Here is a 22,224-nt window from a genome sequence, read left to right as displayed (position 1 = left end):
ATAATCTAGGGATGTCTTTTTTCCATTTTTTGCCTGGCGCTGATGCGCTTTCTCCATTTCGTCAACAACGACTTTTAGCCTCATTAGCAGCCCAAGGTATTGAGCTGGAGTCTATTGAAGCCCAGTTTCTTCACTTCATTTGGTCTGAAGCGCAACTGAGCAGTCAAAATCAAGAAGTCCTTGCAAGTTTATTGACCTATGGCCAACCCTTTATTTCGAAAGTCGGTGAAGGCAAATCTTGGTTTGGTTTAGCCAATAGTGGACCCAGAGGTGAGCACAGCGCAATTGTGATTCCCCGTTTAGGCACGGTTTCTCCTTGGGCAAGTAAGGCAACGGATATTGCACAGCAATGCGGCTTGCCTATATTACGAATCGAACGTGGAGTTCAATTTTCCTGGAAGAGTAAAAAAGGATTAAATCCAAAACAGTTGCAATCTGTTTTGACTGCAGTGCACGATCGCATGACAGAAGCAGTGATTGACGCGGTTGAGGCTGCAAATGGTCTTTATCAAACTTTGGATGATCGTCCATTAAGCCGCATTCCAGTTCTGACCGAGGGTCGTTCGGCTCTAGATATAGCCAATCAAGAATTGGGCTTAGCCTTATCGGATGATGAAGTTGCCTATTTAACAGAGAACTTTGTACGCCTTGAGCGTAATCCTAGCGATGTAGAGCTCATCATGTTTGCGCAAGCCAATAGTGAGCATTGCCGTCACAAGATCTTCAATTCCACTTGGACAATTGATGGTGATGATCAAGATCGGTCTTTGTTTGCCATGATCCGCAATACACATCAACTCCAACCCGAAGGGACGATTGTTGCCTATTCTGATAATTCAGCAGTCATGGCAGGTTGTGAATCTGAAACTTGGAGTCCTCAAGGCGCTGATCATCGCTACGAAAAAGATACGCGCTTAGTTCATACCTTGATGAAGGTGGAAACTCATAATCATCCAACAGCAATTGCGCCTTTCCCTGGCGCCTCTACTGGTGCTGGCGGGGAGATTCGGGATGAGGGTGCCACTGGCGTAGGCGGTCGTCCTAAGGCGGGATTAACTGGCTTCTCAGTGTCAAACCTCAATATTCCTGGAACTGATCTTCCTTGGGAGAGCGAGCAATACGGCAAGCCTGAACGGATTGCCACACCTTTGCAAATTATGATTGATGGGCCACTGGGCGGTGCTGCATTCAATAATGAATTTGGTCGTCCAATTTTGGGTGGCTACTTCCGGGTATTTGAGCAAACCTTAGACGGTACGCGTCGCGGCTATCACAAGCCCATCATGATTGCAGGTGGTATTGGCAGTATTGAAGCCATACATACTGCAAAAAAAGCAATTCAATCTGGACACTTGTTAATTCAATTGGGTGGTCCGGGCATGCGGATTGGCATGGGTGGCGCAACTGGTAGCTCAGTAGCTACTGGCACCAATACAGCAGATTTAGATTTTGATTCAGTACAGCGCGGTAATCCAGAAATGGAGCGACGTGCACAAGAAGTGATTAACGCCTGCCGAGCATTGGGTGAGAAGAACCCCATTGTGTCTATTCATGACGTTGGCGCAGGCGGCCTATCTAATGCCTTTCCTGAGTTGGCTGATGGTGCGGGTTTAGGCGCCACCTTTAAGCTGCGCAGCGTTCCGCTTGAAGAGAGCGGTATGAGCCCTGCTGAGATTTGGTGTAATGAGTCTCAAGAGCGTTATGTACTGGCGATTGAGGCCAAAGACCTCGATTTATTTAAATCTTTTTGCGAGCGTGAACGCTGCCCATTTGCCGTAGTTGGTGAAGCAACTACCGAGCGTCAATTGCAATTAGTCGATTCGAAACATCCGTCAGGTACAGATGCTGCACTGCCGATCGACATGCCGATGGAAGTTTTGCTGGGTAAGCCACCTCGCATGCATCGTGATGTGAAACGTGTTCACCAAGAATTTATAGAACTTGATATTACTGATACAGATCTAGCGCAATGCATTGCTTGGGTGCTACAGCAACCTACAGTTGCAAGTAAATCGTTCTTAATCACTATTGGCGATAGAACTGTTGGTGGTTTAAATGCTCGCGATCAATTTGTAGGTCCATGGCAAGTACCTGTTGCAGACTGTGCTGTGACTTTGATGGACTACAAAGGCTTCCGTGGCGAAGTGATGTCTATGGGTGAAAGAACCCCATTGGCAGTTATCGATGCCCCAGCAGCAGCGCGTATGGCAGTTGGTGAAGCGTTGACCAATTTATTGGCAGCAGATATTCGTCGTCTTGAAGATGTCAAACTATCTGCTAACTGGATGGCTGCTTGCGGTGCTCCAGGCGAAGACGCGAAGTTATATGACTCTGTTAAAGCCGTTGGTATGGAATTGTGTCCCGCCTTGGGTATCTCTATTCCAGTAGGAAAAGATTCATTGTCTATGGCAACCGAATGGCGTGATGGTAGCGGGGCTAAGAAAGTGGTCGCTCCAGTTTCTCTCATTATTTCTGCATTTGCTGCTGTTCAAGACGTTCGCAAAACAGCAACACCATTATTGCAATTAAAAAATCAAGATGGGTCAGTATTAGAAACTGAGTTAATTCTGATTGACTTAGGTCGCGGTCAGAATCGTATGGCTGGCAGTATCTTGGCACAAGTACTCAATCAATCTGGTAAGTCAGCGCCCGATCTAGACCATCCAGAAGATCTCAAGTCATTGGCTAAAGCAATAATTGAGTTGCGCAAAGAAAATAAATTGCTTGCCTATCACGATCGTTCTGATGGTGGCTTGCTGGCTTGTGTAGCCGAGATGGCATTTGCATCGCATACGGGTGTTTCTATCAATGTCGATATGATTGCAGTTGATGCAGGTCAAGAGCCAGATTACGGTGATGCAAAAAACTGGTCGCAGCAAGTATCTGGTCGTCGACATGAACAAACCATTCGCGCTCTATTTAATGAAGAGCTCGGCGCTGTTATTCAAATTCGTAGGGAAAATCGCGATGAAGTCTTTGCAATTTTGCGTCAATTAGGTCTGAGTGCTTATAGTCATGTGATTGGCAAGCCTAATACTAATGGGCGGGTTGAGATTTGGCGCGATGCTAAGAATATCTTTGCAGAACCGCGTGAGGTATTGCAAAAGATGTGGAGCAATACGAGCCATCAAATAGCCCGTTTACGCGATAACCCAGCCTGTGCGGACTCTGAATTTGCGCTCTTAGATAACTTATCTGATCCTGGCATGTCGCCAAAGCTTACGTTTGATGCTGCAGCGGATATTGCCGCGCCATTCATCGCAAAAAATGCGAGACCAAAAGTGGCGATTTTGCGTGAGCAAGGCGTTAACTCCCATGTAGAAATGGCTTATGCCGTCAATTGGGCTGGATTTGATAGTTACGACGTTCATATGTCAGACCTACTCAGTGGTAAGGCGAAGCTGGATGATTTCCGTGGTCTTATCGCGTGTGGGGGATTTAGTTACGGTGATGTTTTAGGTGCCGGTGAAGGTTGGGCAAAAACCATTTTATTTAATCAAAAACTACGAGATCAATTCTCCAGCTTCTTTAATCGCCAAGATAGTTTTGCCTTAGGCGTTTGCAATGGCTGCCAAATGATGAGCAATCTTGCAGGAATTATTCCTGGTGCCGAGGCTTGGCCGAAGTTCACCCGTAACCAGTCTGAGCAATATGAAGCCCGTTTAGTCATGGCAGAAGTGCTCGCATCGCCTTCCATCTTTACTCAAGGCATGGAAGGTAGCCAACTCCCAATCGCAATTGCACACGGCGAAGGATTTGCCAATTTCAGTCAACAGGGAAGCTTAGATCAGATTACCCAGCAGGACTTAGCAGTATTACGTTTTGTTGATCACCAAGGCAATCCAACGGAGATCTATCCAATGAATCCCAATGGATCACCTGGGGGCTTAACTGGAGTCACTACTGCTGATGGTCGCTTTACAGTGATGATGCCTCATCCCGAGCGGGTATTCAGAGCAGTACAAATGAGTTGGTGCCCACCAGAGTGGTTGGATACGCCAGATGGCGCTAGCCCTTGGTTGCGTTTGTTCCGCAATGCACGTCGCTGGGCTAATTAAACCCCATTAGATGATGTTGATGGAGCCAGTGACCTTTTCAGAAAGTGGGGGAGTACGCTATCTCCATTTTGGAACTGAACTCATTCAAGGGGCAATGCGTATTCGAGATCCTGATGAAATCTATCTTGAATATAACCAGCAAATGATGGCATGGTTACTATTTTTAGAGACCAAACCTGGTATGAAGGTGGCGCAATTAGGTTTGGGTACGGGTGCATTGGCAAAGTTTCAACATCGTCACTGTCCGGCAGTAAAAACAACGGTAGTTGAACTCAATCCTGCGGTCATAGTGGCTGCTCGATCTATGTTTTTTATGGCGAATGATGATCGTAGGCTGGAGACACTGCAGGCTGATGCTAAGACGTTTGTTCAATTGAACCGATATAAGAATCAATTTGACGCAGTTCAGGTTGACCTGTATGACGCTATATGTGATGGACCTGCCGCAAGCTCATTGGAGTTTTATCAAGGTTGCTTTGACATTCTGAATAGTCCTGGCGTAATGACGGTGAACCTATTCTCACGCCATCAAAGTTTTGATATCAATCTTCAGAATATCTGTAAAGCTTTTGATGACCGTGTTTTATTGTTTCCAGAATCGCATGATTGCAATGTTGTCGCAATCGCATTCAAAGGTCCTCAGTTAGAAGCTGAATGGCAGGATGTTTCAAAACGTGCAAAGCTCATTATGGAAAAGACGGGCTTACCCACCAATAAGTGGGTAACTGGTATCAGTCGCGAAAATGCACGCCAAGAAAATAAACTCTCGATTTAATCGTTCGGCATCTAAAAGAAAAAGGCGATCGCTTGATCGCCTTTTTCTATTTTCCAACTTCTTGCTAGCTTGGGATGTTGAGTATTACACCGCTACAGTATCAGCAACGTCGCTAAATGACTTAATCTTATCAAAGCTCATATATTTATAAACATCGCCAGCCTTAGCATCAAGCGCTTTTACTTGTTCCAAGTATTCAGCAGGAGTGGGTAAGCGACCCAAGAGGGCGGCTACAGATGCTAATTCGGCAGAAGCCAAATACACACGGGTATCAATACCTAAGCGATTAGGGAAGTTGCGAGTAGAAGTCGATACTGCTGTAGAACCCTTACGAATCTGCGCTTGATTGCCCATGCACAATGAACAACCTGGGCTCTCCATACGTGCACCCGCTGCACCTAACATGCCGTAGTAGCCTTCTTCCATCAAGATCATCGCATCCATCTTGGTAGGAGGTGCTACCCATAAACGGGTTGGCATATCTTTCTTGCCTTGTAATACTTGTCCAGCAGCGCGGAAGTGGCCAATGTTTGTCATGCATGAGCCAATGAAGACTTCATCAATCTTATCGCCAGCAACTTCAGACAATATTTTCACATCATCTGGGTCGTTAGGGCAGGCAAGAATAGGCTCTTTGATTTCATCGATATTGATTTCGATGATCTCGGCATAGTCTGCATTCGCATCAGCTTTGAGTAATTGTGGATTTGCAATCCAAGCTTCCATGGCTTTAATACGACGTCCAAGAGTACGCTTGTCTTCATAACCATTGGCAATCATCCACTTCATCAAAGTGATGTTGGACTGCATGTACTCAATGATAGGTTCTTTATTCAGGTGAACGGTGCAGCCGCCAGCAGAGCGTTCAGCAGAAGCATCAGACAATTCAAAGGCTTGCTCCACTTTCAGATCAGGTAAGCCTTCGATTTCTAAAATGCGACCAGAGAAAATATTCTTCTTACCTTGCTTCTCAACTGTCAGCAAACCCTTTTTGATTGCGTACAAAGGGATTGCATTTACTAAGTCACGCAAAGTGATGCCAGGTTGCATCTTGCCTTTAAAACGCACCAATACAGACCCAGGCATATCTAATGGCATGACGCCAGTAGCAGCTGCAAAGGCAACTAAGCCTGATCCAGCAGGAAAGGAAATGCCGATTGGGAAACGAGTGTGGCTATCGCCACCAGTACCGCAAGTATCTGGAAGAAGTAAACGGTTTAACCAACTGTGAATCACACCGTCACCTGGGCGTAATGCAACACCACCACGATTGGTCATGAATGGCGGTAATTCGTGTTGCGTACGAATATCCACTGGCTTTGGATAAGCGGAGGTGTGACAGAAGGACTGCATGACCAAGTCAGAAGAAAAACCCAAGCAAGCCAAGTCTTTCAATTCATCACGCGTCATCGGACCGGTGGTGTCTTGTGAGCCAACAGTGGTCATACGTGGTTCGCAATAGGTTCCAGGACGGACGCCTTGACCTTCTGGTAAGCCACAGGCACGACCCACCATCTTCTGGGCCAAGCTGAAACCTTTGTTGTTATTAGGCGGACTCACTGGGAGGCGGAATTCAGTGGAAGCAGGTAAACCCAATGCCGCGCGAGCTTTAGCTGTCAAGCCTCTACCTACGATCAATGGAATACGTCCACCCGCACGGACTTCATCCAAAATTACTGGGGATTTAAGGGCAAAAGTAGTGATCTCTTGACCGTTCTTAAATACTTTGCCTTCGTAAGGGCGGAGTTCAATCTCATCACCCATATTCATTTGCGATACATCCAATTCGATGGGGAGTGCGCCAGAATCTTCCATGGTATTAAAGAAGATTGGAGCAATGTTGCCACCCAAACAAACGCCACCAAAGCGCTTGTTTGGTACGAATGGAATATCCTGACCAGTCCACCAAAGAACAGAGTTAGTTGCAGACTTACGTGATGAGCCAGTACCCACCACATCACCAACATAAGCAATTTGATTGCCTTTTTTCTGGAGGGTGGCGATTTGCTTCATCGGGCCGCGAACACCAGATTCATCAGGCTCGATACCTGGACGTGGGTTCTTTAGCATGATCGTTGCATGCAAGGGGATATCTGGACGACTCCATGCATCAGGCGCAGGAGAGAGATCGTCAGTATTGGTCTCACCAGTGACTTTGAATACTGTGAGCTTCAGGCTTTCTGGAACAGCAGGGCGACTCGTAAACCACTCTGCATCAGCCCAGCTTTTCATTACTGTTTTAGCGTTAGCGTTACCTTTTTCGGCTAGCTCATGCACGTCATTGAAATAATCAAACATCAAAAGTGTTTTCTTGAGGGCTTCGGCGGCAGCTGTACCGCATTCGGCATCCGTCAACAACTCTACCAGTGGTTTGATGTTGTAGCCACCAAGCATGGTGCCCAACAATTCAGTTGCTTTGACACGCGAAATCAAAGGAGACTTTTCTGTTCCTTTAGCAACGGTATCTAAAAATTCTGCTTTGACCTTAGCGGCATCATCAACCCCTGCTGGAACGCGATTGGTAATAAGCTCTATTAGTTCAGCCTCTTTACCTGCAGGAGGACTTTTGAGTAGCTTTACTAATTCAGCAGTTTGATCCTTGGTCAGGGGAAGAGCTGGAATCCCAAGAGCTGCTCTTTCAGCAACTTGTGCGTTATAGGCTTCTAACATTGTGTTTCCTATGGGGTAAAAGTAATCAATAGAAAGGCTAAAAGGGCATTTTCACCCAAATCTTTCAATTATAGTGACTAATTCAAGTCTTATATAAGAATTTAAACCCTATTGATCATCAAAACCGACCGTTTTGACCAAAACTAGATCACTTGCTCTTCTTTCAGAGCCCAAACTAGAGCAACAACCCAACCAATGAGTGACCATCCTAAAAACAGGTTTAAGGCAAATATGGCCCCTGTGTTGGCCCGTTTCTTATTAAAAGCGATGGCAAAAGGCAAAAAGTAAAAAAGGGACAGCAGGGTCATTAGGACCGAAAATAGAAGACGCATGGCGCTTATCTTTCACGAATCCAAGTCTGGGTTCTGCCCAGTAGAGGAATTCCAATGTATGCGCGCAGATCTAATTTGGCCCCTTGCTCCTTAAGCTTCATCTCAGCGCGGTAAATTTCACCATCGTCTGGGTCCAATATATGACCGCCAGAATAGGAATCCCCCGTCTTTTTTAGGCCAGATAGAATTTCCATCCCAATGACTGCCTTGCCTTTACGGTAATCAGTGCATTTTTCGCAGGTAGGGAGTGCACTTGGATCTAGTAATTTGGTAACTACTCCTGAAAATAGGCCATTCTTCTCGGTGATGAGGACAATAGCTGCCGGCTGATTGGTGTCATCGTCAAAAGTCTTCCAAGACCCCGCAATGGAGTCTGTTGTCTGAGATGAGATGACATTGACCCCTAGGGTCAAAATACTTGCAACAAAGACGAAAAATAGAGGTTTTTTCATAGATTTTTTCAATATAACCTTCTTTAGATTTCTGTAAAAGAGGATTGCTATCGTTATAATTACTTTTTCCAACAGAGCTTAAGCGATGACTAAATACGTTTTTGTCACTGGTGGTGTGGTTTCTTCTCTAGGGAAAGGAATCGCAGCTGCCTCGCTTGCCGCGATTCTTGAATCCCGCGGCCTGAAAGTCACCCTCCTAAAATTAGACCCTTATATCAACGTTGATCCTGGCACGATGAGTCCTCTCCAGCACGGCGAGGTTTTCGTGACTGAAGATGGCGCAGAGACTGATTTGGATTTGGGTCACTATGAGCGTTTCGTGTCGGCAAAGATGCGTAAAAGCAATAATTTCACTACTGGTCAGATTTATGAGTCAGTAATCAGTAAAGAGCGTCGCGGCGAATACCTTGGCAAAACAGTTCAGGTTATTCCACACATTACAAATGAAATTCAAGCTTTTGTAGAGCGTGGCGCTAAAGCAAGTCACGATGGCAAAGCGGATATTGCTATTTGTGAAATTGGCGGCACTGTGGGTGATATTGAATCACTTCCTTTTTTAGAGGCCGCGCGGCAGATGAGTCTGCGTTTGCCCACTCATAGTTGTGCATTTGTGCACTTAACTTTGGTACCTTACATTAGCAGTGCGGGTGAGTTAAAAACCAAGCCCACTCAACACTCGGTTCAAAAATTACGTGAGATAGGCATCATGCCAACGGTATTACTTTGCCGTGCTGATCGACCTATTCCAGATGATGAGCGTGCCAAGATTTCTTTATTTTCGAATGTGCGCGAAGAAGCAGTGATCTCGGTATGGGATGTCGACACGATTTATAAGATTCCAGAAATGCTTCATGCCCAAGGTATGGATGATTTGATTTGTCGTGAGTTACAAATTGATGCTAAACCAGCCAATCTGGCTGTGTGGGCTAAATTGGTTTATGAGTTGGCCAATCCCAAGCATGAAGTGACTATCGGCATGGTTGGCAAGTATGTCGAGCTGACTGAATCCTATAAATCTCTCATTGAGGCTTTACGCCATGCAGGTATTCATACGCTTACTCGCGTGAACATCAATTACATCGACTCCGAAGTAATTGAAAAAGATGGTGTTGACTGCCTTAAAAAGCTTGATGCAATTTTAGTTCCAGGTGGCTTTGGTAAGCGTGGTACAGAAGGAAAAATCGCTGCAATCCGTTATGCCCGAGAAAACCATGTCCCTTATTTGGGCATTTGCTTGGGTATGCAATTGGCTGTGATTGAGTTTGCGCGCCACGTGGCAAACATTACGAAAGCCAATAGTACTGAATTTGACCCTGACACAGATAGCCCTGTTGTCGCTCTCATTAATGAGTGGCTGGATAGAGAAGGGCGTGTTGAGAAGCGCACCAACGATTCTGATCTTGGTGGTTCCATGCGTCTTGGTTCACAACGTTGTCCAGTAAAAGCGGATACCTTAGCGCATCGCATCTATGGTGCGGAGGTCAATGAACGTCATCGGCATCGCTATGAGGTAAACAACATCTACGTACCAAAACTTGAGCAGTCAGGTTTGATTATTTCTGCGCGCACTCCAAACGAGTCTCTGCCAGAAATGATGGAGCTTCCAGAATCCATGCATCCCTGGTTCTTTGGCGTGCAATTTCACCCAGAATTCACCTCGACGCCACGGGATGGTCACCCATTGTTCTCAGCGTTTATCAATGCCGCGCTTGCGCATCAAGATGCTGCATTAAAACAAGTTGCCTAAGAGGAAACGATGAGCAAATTCAAGCTTTGTGGTTTCGACGTTGGTCTAGAGCATCGATTCTTTCTGATCGCAGGCCCGTGTGTCATTGAGTCTGAACAATCGGCTATCGATATTGCTGGTCAATTAAAAGAAATTACTGCTACTTTAAAGATCCCATTCATTTACAAGTCTTCCTTCGATAAAGCCAATCGCTCGTCAGGAACTTCATTCCGTGGCCTAGGTATGGAAAAGGGTCTTGAGATATTGGCGAAGGTAAAAAAGGAAGTTGGCGTTCCGGTACTAACGGATGTGCACGATACTACTGAGATTGCAGCGGTAGCTCAAGTGGTCGATGTTTTGCAAACACCAGCATTCCTGTGTAGACAGACTGACTTTATTCGCGCTTGCGCCCAAAGTGGTAAGCCAGTGAATTTCAAAAAAGGGCAATTTCTTTCTCCCCATGAGATGCTCAATGTCATTGAAAAAGCCAGAGCAGCAGCAGCAGAGAGTAATCTGCCGGACCAATTCATGGTCTGTGAACGCGGCGCTTCTTTTGGTTATAACAATCTAGTTTCCGATATGCGTAGCCTTGCCATCCTGCGCGAGTCCCATGCGCCGGTGGTATTTGATGCGACTCATTCGGTGCAGTTACCAGGTGGCCAAGGAAATTCTAGTGGTGGTCAGCGTGAATTTGTTCCCGTATTGGCACGTGCCGCCATTGCCGTTGGCATTAGCGGTCTGTTCATGGAAACCCATCCAGATCCTGCAAATGCATTATCTGATGGGCCTAACGCTGTGCCACTGAATCGTATGAAAGAATTATTAGAGTCACTAGTGGCAATCGATACAGTGGTTAAATCTAGCGGCTCTTTTTTAGAGAATAGTTTTCAGTAATTAAGTAATTTTTAATACGCCCCATTTCAAATTGTTTTAAGGAGAAGGTGCATGAGCGCCATTGTTGACATCATCGGTAGAGAAGTTCTGGATTCACGCGGTAACCCAACAGTAGAGTGCGATGTATTACTCGAGTCTGGTGTAATGGGTCGTGCAGCAGTTCCATCCGGAGCATCCACGGGTTCACGTGAAGCTATTGAATTACGTGATGGTGATATGTCACGTTACTTAGGCAAAGGCGTTCTTAAAGCCGTTCAAAATATCAATATTGAAATTGCTGAAACTATTCTTGGTTTAGATGCTAGCGAACAAGCCTTCTTGGATCACACCCTGATCGATTTGGATGGTACCCATAACAAAGCAAGGCTCGGCGCTAATGCAACGCTGGCTGTCTCTATGGCAGTAGCTAGAGCTGCTGCTGAAGAAGCAGGTTTACCTTTATATCGTTACTTTGGCGGCTCTGGCGGCATGCAATTACCCGTGCCGATGATGAACATTGTGAATGGTGGTGCACACGCCAATAACAGCTTAGACATCCAAGAATTTATGGTGATGCCGGTAGGCGCAGAAAACTTCCGTGATGCCTTACGCTGCGGCGCTGAAATTTTTCATGAGCTTAAAAAGATTATTGGCGCTCAAGGCATGCCGACAACAGTTGGCGATGAAGGGGGCTTTGCACCGAATTTTAAGAGCAATCAAGAGTGCTTGCAAACCATCATGAAGGCTATTGAGGGCGCCGGCTACGAAGCTGGTGAAGATGTTCTCTTGGCTTTGGATTGCGCCGCTAGTGAGTTTTATAAAGACGGTAAATACCATTTATCTGGTGAGGGCCTGCAACTAAGCTCAAGCGAGTTCTCAGACTACCTAGGCAATTTAGCTGACCAGTTCCCAATTGTCTCCATTGAAGATGGTATGCATGAGAGTGATTGGGATGGATGGGCTGATATTACTCAGAAGTTGGGCAAAAAAATTCAGTTAGTAGGCGATGATCTCTTCGTAACCAACACCCGCATCCTCAAAGAAGGTATTGAAAAGGGAATCGCTAATTCGATCTTGATCAAAATTAATCAAATTGGCACCTTGACTGAGACCTTCGCTGCTATTGAGATGGCTAAGCGCGCTAATTACACCGCTGTGATTTCTCATCGTTCAGGTGAGACCGAAGACAGCACGATTGCCGATATCGCCGTTGGTACTAATGCTGGTCAGATTAAGACGGGCTCTTTGTCACGCTCTGACCGGATTGCTAAGTACAACCAACTTTTACGCATTGAAGAAGATTTGGGTGATGTAGCAAGCTACCCTGGGAAGTCTGTGTTCTACAACTTGAAACGCTAAGCATTCAGTTTTTATGCGCATTGTTATCTACTCGATGCTGTTATTGCTGATTGCAATTCAGTACCCACTTTGGTTGGGAAAGGGTGGATGGTTAAAGGTTTACGAGATGGAAAAACAAGTAGAGCTTCAAGAAGCTAAAAATAGCCTCTTGGCTTTGCGTAATGCAAAACTTGCAGGTGATGTCAAAGATTTAAAAGACGGAACCCGTGCGATTGAGGAACGCGCTCGGGTTGAGCATGGTCTTATTAAAGACGGTGAGTTTTTTGTACAAATCCTGCCTGCTGATAAGTCTTCAGATACTCAAGTTACCAAGCAATAAGATTTCAGTGGCCGCTTGAGGGTGGTCTGGTGGCGTCACTCAACAAATCTGTTTTAAATACTTGCAGACAATCTACCGCATCAAAACGGTAAGGTTTTGCACAGAAGTCACAGATGGTTTCTACAGAGCCTTGTTCTGCCAAGATGCTTTGCACTTCCTCTTCACCCAACATTCTCAAGATATCAGCCACTTTTGTACGAGAGCAACGGCACGCAAAGCGAATAGGGCGTGCGGGAAAGATCCTCACACCATTCTCTGCAGACTCTTCAAGGAATAAGCGTCTCAAGATGGTTTCTGGAGGAAGAGTCAATAGTTCTTCATCAGTAATTGTTTCGCCTAAAGTTTGGATGCGTGACCAGCCTTCTGCAGCGACCTGAGGATCTAAGTGAATATGGCCTCCAGAGTTTGGAAGACGTTGTAATAAAAGTCCGCCAATATGACTTTCATTCGAGGCCAGCCAAATACGGGTATCTAACTGTTCAGAATTTTGCATGTATAGCGCTATTGCCTCAGCTGCGCTAGCAACAGGCTGAAGCACCTCACTCTGATACTCTTGAAGTGCGACTATGCCTTGATAAGGCGCTTGGCCAGGTTCACGGTCTGCAGGATCTAGAGTGATCACAAGCCTGCCTGAATTACCGGCATCTAGTAACTCTCCTAAGCTTGCGCCTTCCGATATTTCGGAGGGATCAACTGATAGTTTTACAGTGGCACGCATTGAGAGGTCGGATTTACATTCGACCACAAGTAGCTGAATAGGGCCCTTACTTTGAGCCTGGATGATGAGGGTGCCATCAAACTTTAAACTGGCACTCAGGAGTGTTGCAGCACCAACGAAGTCTCCGAGGATGCGACGTACCGCCAGAGGGTCGTTACGACGCTCCAAAACAGCCTGCCAGGCAGTGCCGATAGAGACAATTTCCCCGCGAACTGGGGCACCATCACACATAAATACAAGCAATTCATTCATAGATCAAAGTATCCATGTTTTTTGATTTGGGTGCCTATTTGGCCGACCTGAGATAATACTTACTATGCATATTCGTACACGATTCGCCCCCAGTCCCACGGGCTTCATTCATTTGGGAAATCTTCGCAGCGCACTCTATCCTTGGGCTTTTGCGCGTCACAATCAAGGCGATTTCATTCTTCGCATTGAAGATACGGATGTTGAGCGCTCCACGCAAGAGGCGGTAGACGTCATCATTGAAGGTATGGCGTGGTTAGGCATGGATATCGACGAAGGCCCTATCTATCAAATGCAGCGTATTGATCGTTATCGTGAAGTGATCAAGCAAATGGTGGCATCTGGATTGGCATATCCTTGCTATATGAGTGAGGATGAACTCAACAAACTCCGTGACCAGCAGATGGCTAATAAAGAAAAGCCGCGTTATAACGGATTGTGGCGGCCTGAGCCAGGCAAAACTTTGCCGGCCATTCCGGAAGGTGTTCCACCGGTGATTCGTTTTAAAAACCCGCTTGGTGGATCTGTGATTTGGGATGATGCCGTCAAAGGTCAAATTGAAATTTCGAACGACGAGTTGGATGACCTAGTCATTGCGAGACCTGATGGTACTCCCACCTATAACTTCTGCGTAGTGGTGGATGACTTGGATATGAAGATTACTCACGTCATACGCGGTGATGATCATGTGAACAATACGCCACGCCAAATCAATATCATGAAAGCTCTTGGCGGGACTCCGCCTGTCTATGCCCATTTACCCACAGTCTTAAACGACTCTGGTGAAAAGATGAGCAAACGCAATGGCGCCATGAGTGTGCGGGATTATCAAAAAGCAGGGTATCTGCCGGACGCTATCTTGAACTACTTGGCGCGTTTGGGTTGGTCACATGGTGATGCAGAGGTATTTACTAAGGAGCAATTTGTCAATTGGTTTGATCTCGATAGTTTGGGTCGCTCACCAGCTCAACATAACCCTGAAAAGCTCCTTTGGCTTAACCATCAATATATTCAAAATGCAGATCCAGCTAACTTGGCACAAGCAACCAAGCCTTTTGCTCATGCACTAGGCATTGATACTGAAAGTGGTCCGAACTTTATTCAAGTGGTTGCTTTATTAAAGGATCGCGCCAATACCTTGATTGAGATTGCGGAAGGAGCAAAGTTATTTTATCTGCCAGCGCCGCAAATCAATGCGCAACAAATTGCAGAGAATATTCCTCAATCTGTAGTTCCTGCATTAAAAGATTTGATTGAAACTATTCAAAATGCAGAGCCAAGTAAAGAAGCTTATAGCGCTGCATTCAAACAAGTCCTAGCAAAGCACCAACTCAAAATGCCAGCCTTAGCAATGCCTGTTCGTTATGCATTATTTGCAACTACTCAGACACCAGCCATTGATTCTGTATTAGTCGTTTTGGGTAAAGAAGAGGCTGTAAATAGGCTCTCGAAGGTCGTCCTGTAGGCAATTTGCGTGCTTACGCAAAAATAGGCTAAAATCTTGGATTGTTTTGATTGTCTTGTGGTTTTATTGCGAGATTTCGGGGGTATAGCTCAGCTGGGAGAGCGCTTGCATGGCATGCAAGAGGTCAGCGGTTCGATCCCGCTTATCTCCACCAAAAATTCAAGACATTTGTAGTTTGCAGTAGTCCAGGTCCCCATCGTCTAGAGGCCTAGGACATCACCCTTTCACGGTGAGTACGGGGGTTCGAATCCCCCTGGGGACGCCAGATCTTTTTGGTAGTAGTTTTTTTGATTCACTTGTTGTAATTTGGAGCGGTAGTTCAGTTGGTTAGAATATCTGCCTGTCACGCAGAGGGTCGCGGGTTCGAGTCCCGTCCGTTCCGCCAAATTCATTAAAAAAGCCCTTGTTGAAAGGGCTTTTTTATTTTTCCATAATTGTTTAGGGCATTACTGGCTAGTAGGAGAAGTGCCGAGATAATTGCCACCATCAGTAGGTCCTCCAGGATTACCAGGTTGAATGGAAGATTTGCTGCCTTCGGCATGACTAATGACTTGCTGATTATTCGAAGATAGGACGTTACTCCTCGCGACTGATGTACTAGCGCCACTACTTGTGCTAGCTGAGGTCTTACTCGAAGTAGGTGTGGTACCTGTAACACCATTGCTGCTCTTCGAAGCAGACAATGTTGATGTTGTTGGATTAGCTTTAGTTGATGCAGTAATCGCTGCAGCTTTAGAGGCCGCTGCAGTTGCTGCAGCTTTAGAGGCCGCTGCAGTTGCTGCAGCTTTAGAAGCCGCTGCAGTTGCTGCAGCTTTAGAAGCCGCTGCAGTTGCTTGCTGCTGCGCTTGAGTTTGCGCTGCGTAAACAGGTATTGATAACGTAAGTAAGGTTGAGATTAATACAAAAGCTGGTAAAGATTTCTTGATGATCTTCATAGTGACCTCTAGTCGGACTTAATATAAATTGGGGTTTTCAAAGTTCCCACTTAATCTTTGCAACAGTATCAGAGTTTTTGCGTGAACAGTGCGGGCATCTATCAATTCGTATTCCACATCTCGAAATTTTAATAATCCCTGAAGGCCTGAGTTTTGTAATAATTTTGCTTGATTGTAGGCGCTTGTCGCAGTTTCAAGACGTTCCCGAGCAGACTGATATTGTAAGTAAGTTTGATTAATTTCAGTAACAATTTTTGATTTTGCAGCTCTTAAATTTACTTCTTGCTCTGTCACGCTATTTGAGGCCGAGATTACGTCAGAATTATTTAACATGCCATTACCCAGAGGAATAGAGAGTAAAAAGCTTAATGATTTTTGAGCTCCATAGCCAACTCCACTTGAAGTGTATGGGGGTGTTTCGGTGTAATAAATCCCCGGCAAGAAATCTGTATTTTTGCTAGCCCTCACAACTTCTAAATTAGCGTTAGCAGATTCAACAAAGGCTTTATTAGAAATGATCTCTACTCTGTTGTTTTGTGCCTGCTCAACGAGTTCCTCAACTTTAAATTTTTGTGGTGCTATGTTGAGCGTGCCTAAGGGAAGAGGCAACTGCTGATCTTGCGCTCCAAGTAACCCTAATAAACCATATGAGTAGTATTTCAAATCATTAGCAAGAACTTTTTGAGCTGCTTGGAATTCCGCTTTTTGAGCTGTTATATCTGAAGACTTTATGGTGCCTAGCTTATCAAGGGCAAATTGATAGGACTGCCATAGTAATTTTGTTCTTAGCGCATCGATATAGTTAAAAATTGCTTGAGTTTCAAGAGTCCTAGTTTCAACAACCGTCTCTGCTAACAGTCGGTTTGCTTCGGCTTGAGCATAAGCCTCACGGGCAGAACGCTTACCCCAACCCTCTACAGTAACTGTAGCCCCAAAAGTATTCGATGACGGATTGGTATAGTCAGTATAGGGCGCCTGAGTATAAATACTACCGCGTGCATAAGTTAGGATAGGACTTAAATTCGGCATTCCAGCTTGTTTGGCAGTGGATAACGCAGAATCTGTATTTAATTTCTTTACTTTTAAGGAAGCATTTTTTTCATTAAGTTCACTAAGGTAAGCACTTAATGGAATAGCTTGATAGTTCGTATCGGATGACTTGAAAGGAGGGAGTGTTTGTCCATAAGAGAAATGGGACAGAAGGCAGGTTGAAACAAAAATCCCACCAAATACCAATTTTATCTTAATAAGCTTAGCCTTCATGTCGATTTTTAATGATGAGATTGGGGGATTCAAGATCGTAATGATTAAGCGCTTCTTCCTTTTGGATAGATAGCCCAATAAATTTAATGACTTCGTTGGCTACGACTTCCCGTTCATTATCCACAGTAATCATATGGTATGAGTTACCCAACCAGATTACTCGACAGGTTTCAGAGGCAATTTTGCTTATTAAGAAGTCAGGATTTTTAGGTGAAGCAGTTTCATCATCAATAGCATGGATGATTAACACGTCTGATGTAATGTCTTCGAGATTTTTTTTCGTAGCTGCAACTAATTGCAAGGACTGATAGAGGTGTTTTGCCGGAAGATGAGCTGCTCCTAGCTCGCTTACAGAATTAGCCATAACGGCTTTTCGAATGTGTCGGCGTAAATCTTTATTTTTAACGCCAAATGGTTCAGATTCCTTGTAATGCCAATTTCGAACTCCTAATTTATATATAAAGGATAAAAACGGGTAGTACCAGGGCACAGACCAGCCATCAAAAAAAATGACTGGGGAAAGCAGCGAAAGGCATTTTATATTTGCATTTCTTTCAGAAACCGCTAGGGCAAGGGTAGCCCCCATGCTTAACCCAACAAGTGATACTGATTTGTAGCTAGAATTTAAATCATAAACAAGCTGATCTACCGTTTCAATCCATTCTTGATAGTCTTTTAAACCAGTGTGTGCAGAGTAGCCGGGTATTCTTGGGATTACGTAGGAGTGGTCAGATTGACGTAAGAGTCTAGGAATAACACCCATCTCCAATTCAGAACCACAAAGACCAGGTAAAAGAATCACTACGTGACCTGAATTACCTTGATAGAATGTTTCGTAACGATCTTGCTGATCTATTGGGACTGTCATTGGGTGTTTCGGGTACCTATATATATAACGTCATTATTACTCATGAAAATACAAAATTCGAAGCGTTGGGCAAGAAATGGGCCTCAAGCCTATTTTATGGCTGTATTTGGAGTGTTTGTGGCTTTTTCCATACGCTATAGCTTGCATACATTTTTACAGGCCAATCTCCCGATGACCTTTTTTATTCTGAATACGATCTTGATAGCACTTTTTTTTGGTTTTCTGCCAAGTGTCGTAACAATTATTCTTTCTATTCCCTTAGCCTTTTTTTTCTTCGTTCCACCTTTTGACTCATTTGATATGCCAACACCCCAGGATTCTTTTGTATTTATCTCTTACATCTTGATAGCTTTTATTGCCGTTGGAATTGTTGAGTGGTTACAAAGAGAGCGATATAAGGCGATATTATTAACCCGCGTAAGTGACAGTAATTTTCAGCTTTTAAGCGATGCCAGTAGAAGCTTGAAAAATGCAATGAACCTCATTTCAAAAGATAAAGAAACTCAAAATAAGCTTTGAAGATCACTCTTGGCACTCACTAGGCCATAAATAGGTGACTTTTATGCTGCAATGTGTCATAATCGAAGGATGTACAAGATATTGGCCATATTTCTTAGTTTTGCGACACTGCCTGCAGGCGCTGCCGGCTTGGGTTTTAATCCTTTTGAAAAAGCTTCACCTACATCTCCAGGTGGCGCTCAAAGTGGCCGTCCAGCCAACCCATCTGCTGCACCGGCTCCAAAACCTCCTTCACCATTAGTTGTGCCACAGCCAAAGCCGGTAACTCCTCCAGTAAATAACACCGTGCCACAACAATCTAAAAAATAACATTTATTTTTTAGATTTGTCGGCATTTAAATTGGTAGATGGTTTTACTGCTGTTATGTAAAGCGGCTCTACTGCAGGCATGAGTTCTGAGAGTTGCTCAATTCTGGTTTCACCAGAAGGGTGGGTCGACAAAAACTCTGGTGGGCCTTTACCTTGAGTTACCTTATTCATCTTTTGCCAAACACTAATGGCAGCTTGAGGTTTAAAGCCAGCTCTTGCAGCCAGTTCCAGGCCAATTGCATCCGCCTCTGATTCGTTTTGTCTAGAATTAGGTAATACCAAAATATATTGAGCCGCTTGATTGGCTGCGCTAATCGCTGAACCATAAGCTCCTGCCGCAGCCATAGCAATATTAGTAACGGCGCTCTGAGCCATGGCCTGTGATAAACGTTCTCGACCATGTTCACGCAATGCATGGGCAATTTCATGGCCCATGATGGCCGCAATCTCATCATCAGTCAGATTCAGTTGTTCAATTAAGCCCGTATAAAAGGTGATCTTTCCGCCGGGAGCGCAAGTAGCATTCAGAATCGGCGCATTGATTAAAACCAGTTGCCAATTCCACTGGCGGGTATCGTCACGAAAGACTCCCGTTTGAGAAATTAATCGGTTGGAGATTGCCTTAAGCCTATCGTATTCAGGGCCGGATGTAAGCAGAATATTTTTTTCTTTGGCTTTTTGATTCTGCTCGTTGTAACTAACAGCAGACAAACGATCCACTTCAGAAGCAGATACTACTAAGAACTGAGATCGGTTTACACCCACCGCTCCTGACCTGGTGGTGTTAGCGCAGGCCAAGAGGAGTGAGGTAAACGCGAGAGTAGTAATTGCCTTAAAACAAACTGCCGTTAGTTGCATCTACAAGGCTTATTTTTTTGGAGAGGTAATTGAGGCAGCCATGGCATCGTAATAAATGACTTTAACTTGCTCGCCAATATTCACATCAGCTAAAAGAGCAGGGTTCTTGACCATCACGGTAGTGATCTTGCCGCTAGGGCCCTTAACAGAAACCAATTTCTTATCACGATTGACTTCGACTATATCGGCAATGATAGTTGTTTTGTTGGAAATGGTTTCGGTTGGCTTTTCATTGCCTTTAGAGGTTGTTACTGTATTAGTTTCAACTTTGCTACGAACGCCATCACTCTTGGTTTTAATCAATTCGATAGCTACTGCTAATTGATATGTAACGCTGAGACGATCCCCTTTTTTGATTTGATCAAAATTGGTGATTTCAGGGCCGGCAACAAATTTTGATTCTCCTTCTTTATTTTTGAAGGTGATGGTGCGCGTCTTTTTGTCTACTTTTAAAACATTACCTTCATAGAGTAGGTAGCTGTTATCTACTACTGCGGCATCGATTACCATGGGCTGATTAGCAGATGAAGGAGAACTACCGGCTTGAGCAAAAGCAGTGCCTAAGCCTGCAAGGCTGACTGCAAGAGCCAAGGAGATTTGGATAAATTGAGTATTCATTGTTTTCCTTATGGGATAAAAGCGTTTATTTTCCATATTAGCCTACTTTCATTAACTATTAAGCTCTAATCAAGCCCTATTGCATTTCGGGAAGAAAATTGGCTTCTTTGTTAAGATTCGTTATCAATTCTTCATTCTTCTAAAGGTTTGCTATGCCACAATTTGCTGCTAACTTAACCATGCTATTTAATGAGGCACCATTTTTAGAGCGCTTCGAAAGAGCCAGTAAAGCCGGATTTAATGCGGTTGAGTTCCTTTTCCCTTACGCCTATTCTGCTGCAGAGATCAAACAACAATTAGATCAACACCAACTGACATTAGTGCTGCATAACCTGCCAGCTGGAGATTGGGATGCAGGAGAGCGAGGCATTGCGTGTCATCCTGATCGCGTAGAAGAATTCCGCCAGGGTGTTGCTAAAGCCATTGAATACGCCAGAGTATTAGGAGTTCAACAACTGAATTGTTTAGCTGGGAAGACCCCTGTGGGAGTCGATCCAAAACTTCTTCATGCAACCTTAGTAGAAAATCTTCGCTATGCTGCAGCGGAGCTCAAAAAAGCAAATCTTCGTTTATTGATTGAACCAATTAATACCTTTGATATTCCTGGATTCTTTTTAAATACTACCAAACAGGCTGCAGATATTTTGGCTGAAGTTGCTGCCGATAATCTCTTCATTCAATACGATATCTATCATGCACAGCGCATGGAAGGTGAGCTAGCAAATACCATTGAAAAGAATCTCTCCAAAATTGGCCATATTCAACTAGCTGACAATCCTGGTCGCAATGAGCCTGGCACTGGAGAAATCAATTACCCATACTTGTTCAAGTTCCTTGACCGAATTGGCTATCATGGTTGGATAGGTTGTGAATACAAACCTGCCACCAATACTGAAGCAGGTCTTGGCTGGATGAAGCATCTCAATTCATAAAAAACGATTTATAACGGAGACTCTATGAGCAATCAAATGAAATTAGGATTTGTTGGTTTAGGTATTATGGGCGCCCCTATGGCTGGGCATCTTGTGAATGCAGGACATCAGGTATTTATTAATACTCGCACCAAGGTACCTGCCGATCTTGCTAGCTCTAAAGCCATTCAGTGCAAAAGCCCTAAAGAGGTTGCTGAGAGTGCAGACATCATCTTTACGATGGTTCCCGACACTCCAGATGTTGAGAAAGTCTTATTTGGTGAGAACGGAATCGCCTCTGGATTATCCAAAGGAAAAGTTGTTGTCGATATGAGCTCTATTTCGCCAATCGCAACGAAAGAGTTTGCTAAAAAGATTAATGCCTTGGGTTGTGACTACCTGGATGCCCCGGTATCTGGTGGCGAGGTTGGCGCTAAGAATGCCACTTTATCCATCATGGTTGGTGGTGATGAGTCTGTATTTAACAAGGTAAAGCCGATTATGGATTTAATGGGCAAGAACATTAACTTAGTTGGCGCTAATGGTGACGGACAAACTGCTAAGGTGGCTAATCAAATCATTGTTGCCCTCAATATTGAAGCTGTTGCTGAGGCACTATTGTTTGCATCTAAAGCAGGTGCTGATCCCGCTAAAGTTCGCCAAGCATTGATGGGCGGCTTTGCGAGTTCAAAGATTCTTGAAGTGCACGGCGAACGCATGGTCAAGCGTACTTTTGACCCTGGATTCAGAATCGAGTTACATCAAAAAGATTTAAACCTAGCGCTCAATAGTGCTCGCGCCCTTGGAGTTTCTTTACCTAATACCGCGACTGCGCAAGAATTATTCAATGCTTGTGCAGCTCATGGTGGCAAAGCCTGGGATCACTCAGCGATGGTCAAAGCCTTAGAGAAATTAGCAAACTTTGAAGTAGGGCAAAAGTCTTAATT

At 44.7% G+C, this 22,224-nt stretch carries 20 protein-coding genes and 3 tRNA genes; 14 read left to right on the top strand and 9 right to left on the bottom strand.

The window, feature by feature from the left end; genetic code table 11:
• Positions 1-11 precede the first annotated feature (11 nt).
• Positions 12-4,058 carry a phosphoribosylformylglycinamidine synthase gene (gene purL / locus C2756_RS05530; RefSeq protein WP_215320679.1) on the top strand — a complete coding sequence of 1,349 codons (4,047 nt, stop codon included), beginning with the start codon at positions 12-14 and terminating at the stop codon, positions 4,056-4,058.
• Between the two features lie 10 nt (positions 4,059-4,068).
• Positions 4,069-4,833, top strand: coding sequence for a spermidine synthase (locus C2756_RS05525; RefSeq protein ID WP_251372124.1), 765 nt, complete (start codon positions 4,069-4,071; stop codon positions 4,831-4,833).
• Positions 4,834-4,917: 84 nt separating this feature from the next.
• Here C2756_RS05525 and C2756_RS05520 read toward each other — a convergent pair whose 3' ends face one another.
• The 3 genes from C2756_RS05520 to C2756_RS05510 all read right to left on the bottom strand — a co-directional run bounded on the left by C2756_RS05520 (position 4,918) and on the right by C2756_RS05510 (position 8,287).
• Positions 4,918-7,503: a bifunctional aconitate hydratase 2/2-methylisocitrate dehydratase gene (locus tag C2756_RS05520; protein ID WP_215320678.1), complete on the bottom strand. Its 2,586-nt coding sequence runs from the start codon at positions 7,501-7,503 to the stop codon at positions 4,918-4,920.
• 143 nt (positions 7,504-7,646) lie between these two features.
• Positions 7,647-7,811, bottom strand: coding sequence for a superinfection immunity protein (locus C2756_RS05515; RefSeq protein ID WP_251372155.1), 165 nt, complete (start codon positions 7,809-7,811; stop codon positions 7,647-7,649).
• 29 nt (positions 7,812-7,840) lie between these two features.
• The gene (locus C2756_RS05510; RefSeq protein WP_215320674.1) at positions 7,841-8,287 is read right to left on the bottom strand and encodes a DUF2147 domain-containing protein; all 447 of its coding nucleotides are present in this window, start codon (positions 8,285-8,287) and stop codon (positions 7,841-7,843) included.
• An 85-nt stretch (positions 8,288-8,372) separates the two neighbouring features.
• Here C2756_RS05510 and C2756_RS05505 point away from each other — a divergent pair, with 85 nt between their 5' ends.
• Genes C2756_RS05505 through ftsB form a run of 4 tightly spaced genes read left to right on the top strand, consistent with a single transcriptional unit; the run spans position 8,373 to position 12,564 of the window.
• On the top strand, positions 8,373-10,034 hold the full coding sequence (locus tag C2756_RS05505) for a CTP synthase (RefSeq protein WP_215320672.1): 1,662 nt from the start codon (positions 8,373-8,375) through the stop codon (positions 10,032-10,034).
• 9 nt (positions 10,035-10,043) lie between these two features.
• The gene (gene kdsA, locus C2756_RS05500; RefSeq protein WP_215320670.1) at positions 10,044-10,907 is read left to right on the top strand and encodes a 3-deoxy-8-phosphooctulonate synthase; all 864 of its coding nucleotides are present in this window, start codon (positions 10,044-10,046) and stop codon (positions 10,905-10,907) included.
• 51 nt (positions 10,908-10,958) lie between these two features.
• Positions 10,959-12,245 (top strand): phosphopyruvate hydratase, encoded by a 1,287-nt coding sequence (gene eno / locus C2756_RS05495; protein ID WP_215320668.1) that lies wholly within the window; start codon positions 10,959-10,961, stop codon positions 12,243-12,245.
• A 13-nt stretch (positions 12,246-12,258) separates the two neighbouring features.
• Positions 12,259-12,564 carry a cell division protein FtsB gene (gene ftsB / locus C2756_RS05490; RefSeq protein ID WP_215320667.1) on the top strand — a complete coding sequence of 102 codons (306 nt, stop codon included), beginning with the start codon at positions 12,259-12,261 and terminating at the stop codon, positions 12,562-12,564.
• A 4-nt stretch (positions 12,565-12,568) separates the two neighbouring features.
• Here the strand turns inward: ftsB and C2756_RS05485 are convergent, their stop codons facing one another.
• Entirely contained in the window at positions 12,569-13,534 is a 966-nt protein-coding gene (locus C2756_RS05485; RefSeq protein WP_215320665.1) for an Hsp33 family molecular chaperone HslO, read from the bottom strand.
• Between the two features lie 64 nt (positions 13,535-13,598).
• On the opposite strand from C2756_RS05485, the gene gltX reads away from it, so the two are divergent.
• From gltX to C2756_RS05465, 4 genes are all read left to right on the top strand, one after another.
• Positions 13,599-14,996 carry a glutamate--tRNA ligase gene (gltX, locus tag C2756_RS05480; protein WP_215320663.1) on the top strand — a complete coding sequence of 466 codons (1,398 nt, stop codon included), beginning with the start codon at positions 13,599-13,601 and terminating at the stop codon, positions 14,994-14,996.
• 78 nt (positions 14,997-15,074) lie between these two features.
• A tRNA-Ala gene (locus C2756_RS05475) sits at positions 15,075-15,150 on the top strand.
• Between the two features lie 35 nt (positions 15,151-15,185).
• Positions 15,186-15,261, top strand: a tRNA-Glu gene (locus C2756_RS05470).
• A 43-nt stretch (positions 15,262-15,304) separates the two neighbouring features.
• Positions 15,305-15,381 (top strand) — tRNA-Asp (locus C2756_RS05465).
• Positions 15,382-15,442: 61 nt separating this feature from the next.
• On the opposite strand, the gene C2756_RS05460 is transcribed toward C2756_RS05465, so the two are convergent.
• From C2756_RS05460 to C2756_RS05450, 3 genes are read right to left on the bottom strand one after another with little or no spacing between them, the layout of a single operon-like run.
• Positions 15,443-15,931, bottom strand: coding sequence for a hypothetical protein (locus C2756_RS05460; RefSeq protein WP_215320661.1), 489 nt, complete (start codon positions 15,929-15,931; stop codon positions 15,443-15,445).
• Between the two features lie 18 nt (positions 15,932-15,949).
• Positions 15,950-17,194, bottom strand: coding sequence for a TolC family protein (locus tag C2756_RS05455; protein ID WP_215320659.1), 1,245 nt, complete (start codon positions 17,192-17,194; stop codon positions 15,950-15,952).
• A complete protein-coding gene (locus tag C2756_RS05450; RefSeq protein WP_215320657.1) occupies positions 17,184-18,062 on the bottom strand; it encodes a carboxylesterase in 879 nt (292 codons plus the stop codon). Before C2756_RS05450 ends, C2756_RS05455 begins: the two co-directional genes overlap by 11 nt.
• 42 nt (positions 18,063-18,104) lie before the next feature.
• Here C2756_RS05450 and C2756_RS05445 point away from each other — a divergent pair, with 42 nt between their 5' ends.
• Together C2756_RS05445 and C2756_RS05440 are read left to right on the top strand one after the other, a co-directional pair.
• A complete protein-coding gene (locus tag C2756_RS05445; protein ID WP_215320655.1) occupies positions 18,105-18,581 on the top strand; it encodes a DUF4118 domain-containing protein in 477 nt (158 codons plus the stop codon).
• 69 nt (positions 18,582-18,650) lie between these two features.
• Positions 18,651-18,890 carry a hypothetical protein gene (locus tag C2756_RS05440; protein ID WP_215320653.1) on the top strand — a complete coding sequence of 80 codons (240 nt, stop codon included), beginning with the start codon at positions 18,651-18,653 and terminating at the stop codon, positions 18,888-18,890.
• Between the two features lie 3 nt (positions 18,891-18,893).
• Here the strand turns inward: C2756_RS05440 and C2756_RS05435 are convergent, their stop codons facing one another.
• Both C2756_RS05435 and C2756_RS05430 read right to left on the bottom strand, forming a co-directional pair.
• Positions 18,894-19,748 (bottom strand): M48 family metallopeptidase, encoded by an 855-nt coding sequence (locus tag C2756_RS05435; protein WP_215320651.1) that lies wholly within the window; start codon positions 19,746-19,748, stop codon positions 18,894-18,896.
• A 9-nt stretch (positions 19,749-19,757) separates the two neighbouring features.
• Positions 19,758-20,366, bottom strand: coding sequence for a hypothetical protein (locus tag C2756_RS05430; protein ID WP_215320649.1), 609 nt, complete (start codon positions 20,364-20,366; stop codon positions 19,758-19,760).
• 152 nt (positions 20,367-20,518) lie between these two features.
• On the opposite strand from C2756_RS05430, the gene hyi reads away from it, so the two are divergent.
• Both hyi and glxR read left to right on the top strand, forming a co-directional pair.
• Positions 20,519-21,298 (top strand): hydroxypyruvate isomerase, encoded by a 780-nt coding sequence (gene hyi, locus C2756_RS05425; protein ID WP_215320647.1) that lies wholly within the window; start codon positions 20,519-20,521, stop codon positions 21,296-21,298.
• Between the two features lie 24 nt (positions 21,299-21,322).
• Positions 21,323-22,222: a 2-hydroxy-3-oxopropionate reductase gene (gene glxR, locus C2756_RS05420; RefSeq protein ID WP_215297144.1), complete on the top strand. Its 900-nt coding sequence runs from the start codon at positions 21,323-21,325 to the stop codon at positions 22,220-22,222.
• Positions 22,223-22,224 lie beyond the last annotated feature (2 nt).

The organism is Polynucleobacter sp. UB-Siik-W21 (assembly GCF_018687415.1).
In the GTDB taxonomy this organism is placed as follows: Bacteria; Pseudomonadota; Gammaproteobacteria; order Burkholderiales; family Burkholderiaceae; genus Polynucleobacter.
Note: the sequence above shows the minus strand (reverse complement) of the source record. Positions and strands in the feature narration are given on the sequence as shown.

What these genes read in the sequence shown, in the direction of transcription:
- C2756_RS05520 (WP_215320678.1), bottom strand. Translation starts at nt 7,503, where the DNA reads ATGTTAGAAGCCTATAACGCACAAGTTGCTGAAAGAGCAGCTCTTGGG.
- C2756_RS05450 (WP_215320657.1), bottom strand. Translation starts at nt 18,062, where the DNA reads ATGACAGTCCCAATAGATCAGCAAGATCGTTACGAAACATTCTATCAA.
- C2756_RS05440 (WP_215320653.1), top strand. Translation starts at nt 18,651, where the DNA reads ATGTACAAGATATTGGCCATATTTCTTAGTTTTGCGACACTGCCTGCA.
- C2756_RS05455 (WP_215320659.1), bottom strand. Translation starts at nt 17,194, where the DNA reads ATGAAGGCTAAGCTTATTAAGATAAAATTGGTATTTGGTGGGATTTTT.
- C2756_RS05430 (WP_215320649.1), bottom strand. Translation starts at nt 20,366, where the DNA reads ATGAATACTCAATTTATCCAAATCTCCTTGGCTCTTGCAGTCAGCCTT.
- hyi (WP_215320647.1), top strand. Translation starts at nt 20,519, where the DNA reads ATGCCACAATTTGCTGCTAACTTAACCATGCTATTTAATGAGGCACCA.
- ftsB (WP_215320667.1), top strand. Translation starts at nt 12,259, where the DNA reads ATGCGCATTGTTATCTACTCGATGCTGTTATTGCTGATTGCAATTCAG.
- kdsA (WP_215320670.1), top strand. Translation starts at nt 10,044, where the DNA reads ATGAGCAAATTCAAGCTTTGTGGTTTCGACGTTGGTCTAGAGCATCGA.
- C2756_RS05505 (WP_215320672.1), top strand. Translation starts at nt 8,373, where the DNA reads ATGACTAAATACGTTTTTGTCACTGGTGGTGTGGTTTCTTCTCTAGGG.
- glxR (WP_215297144.1), top strand. Translation starts at nt 21,323, where the DNA reads ATGAGCAATCAAATGAAATTAGGATTTGTTGGTTTAGGTATTATGGGC.
- C2756_RS05445 (WP_215320655.1), top strand. Translation starts at nt 18,105, where the DNA reads ATGAAAATACAAAATTCGAAGCGTTGGGCAAGAAATGGGCCTCAAGCC.
- C2756_RS05485 (WP_215320665.1), bottom strand. Translation starts at nt 13,534, where the DNA reads ATGAATGAATTGCTTGTATTTATGTGTGATGGTGCCCCAGTTCGCGGG.
- C2756_RS05460 (WP_215320661.1), bottom strand. Translation starts at nt 15,931, where the DNA reads ATGAAGATCATCAAGAAATCTTTACCAGCTTTTGTATTAATCTCAACC.
- C2756_RS05510 (WP_215320674.1), bottom strand. Translation starts at nt 8,287, where the DNA reads ATGAAAAAACCTCTATTTTTCGTCTTTGTTGCAAGTATTTTGACCCTA.
- purL (WP_215320679.1), top strand. Translation starts at nt 12, where the DNA reads ATGTCTTTTTTCCATTTTTTGCCTGGCGCTGATGCGCTTTCTCCATTT.
- C2756_RS05515 (WP_251372155.1), bottom strand. Translation starts at nt 7,811, where the DNA reads ATGACCCTGCTGTCCCTTTTTTACTTTTTGCCTTTTGCCATCGCTTTT.
- C2756_RS05525 (WP_251372124.1), top strand. Translation starts at nt 4,069, where the DNA reads ATGATGTTGATGGAGCCAGTGACCTTTTCAGAAAGTGGGGGAGTACGC.
- C2756_RS05435 (WP_215320651.1), bottom strand. Translation starts at nt 19,748, where the DNA reads ATGCAACTAACGGCAGTTTGTTTTAAGGCAATTACTACTCTCGCGTTT.
- eno (WP_215320668.1), top strand. Translation starts at nt 10,959, where the DNA reads ATGAGCGCCATTGTTGACATCATCGGTAGAGAAGTTCTGGATTCACGC.
- gltX (WP_215320663.1), top strand. Translation starts at nt 13,599, where the DNA reads ATGCATATTCGTACACGATTCGCCCCCAGTCCCACGGGCTTCATTCAT.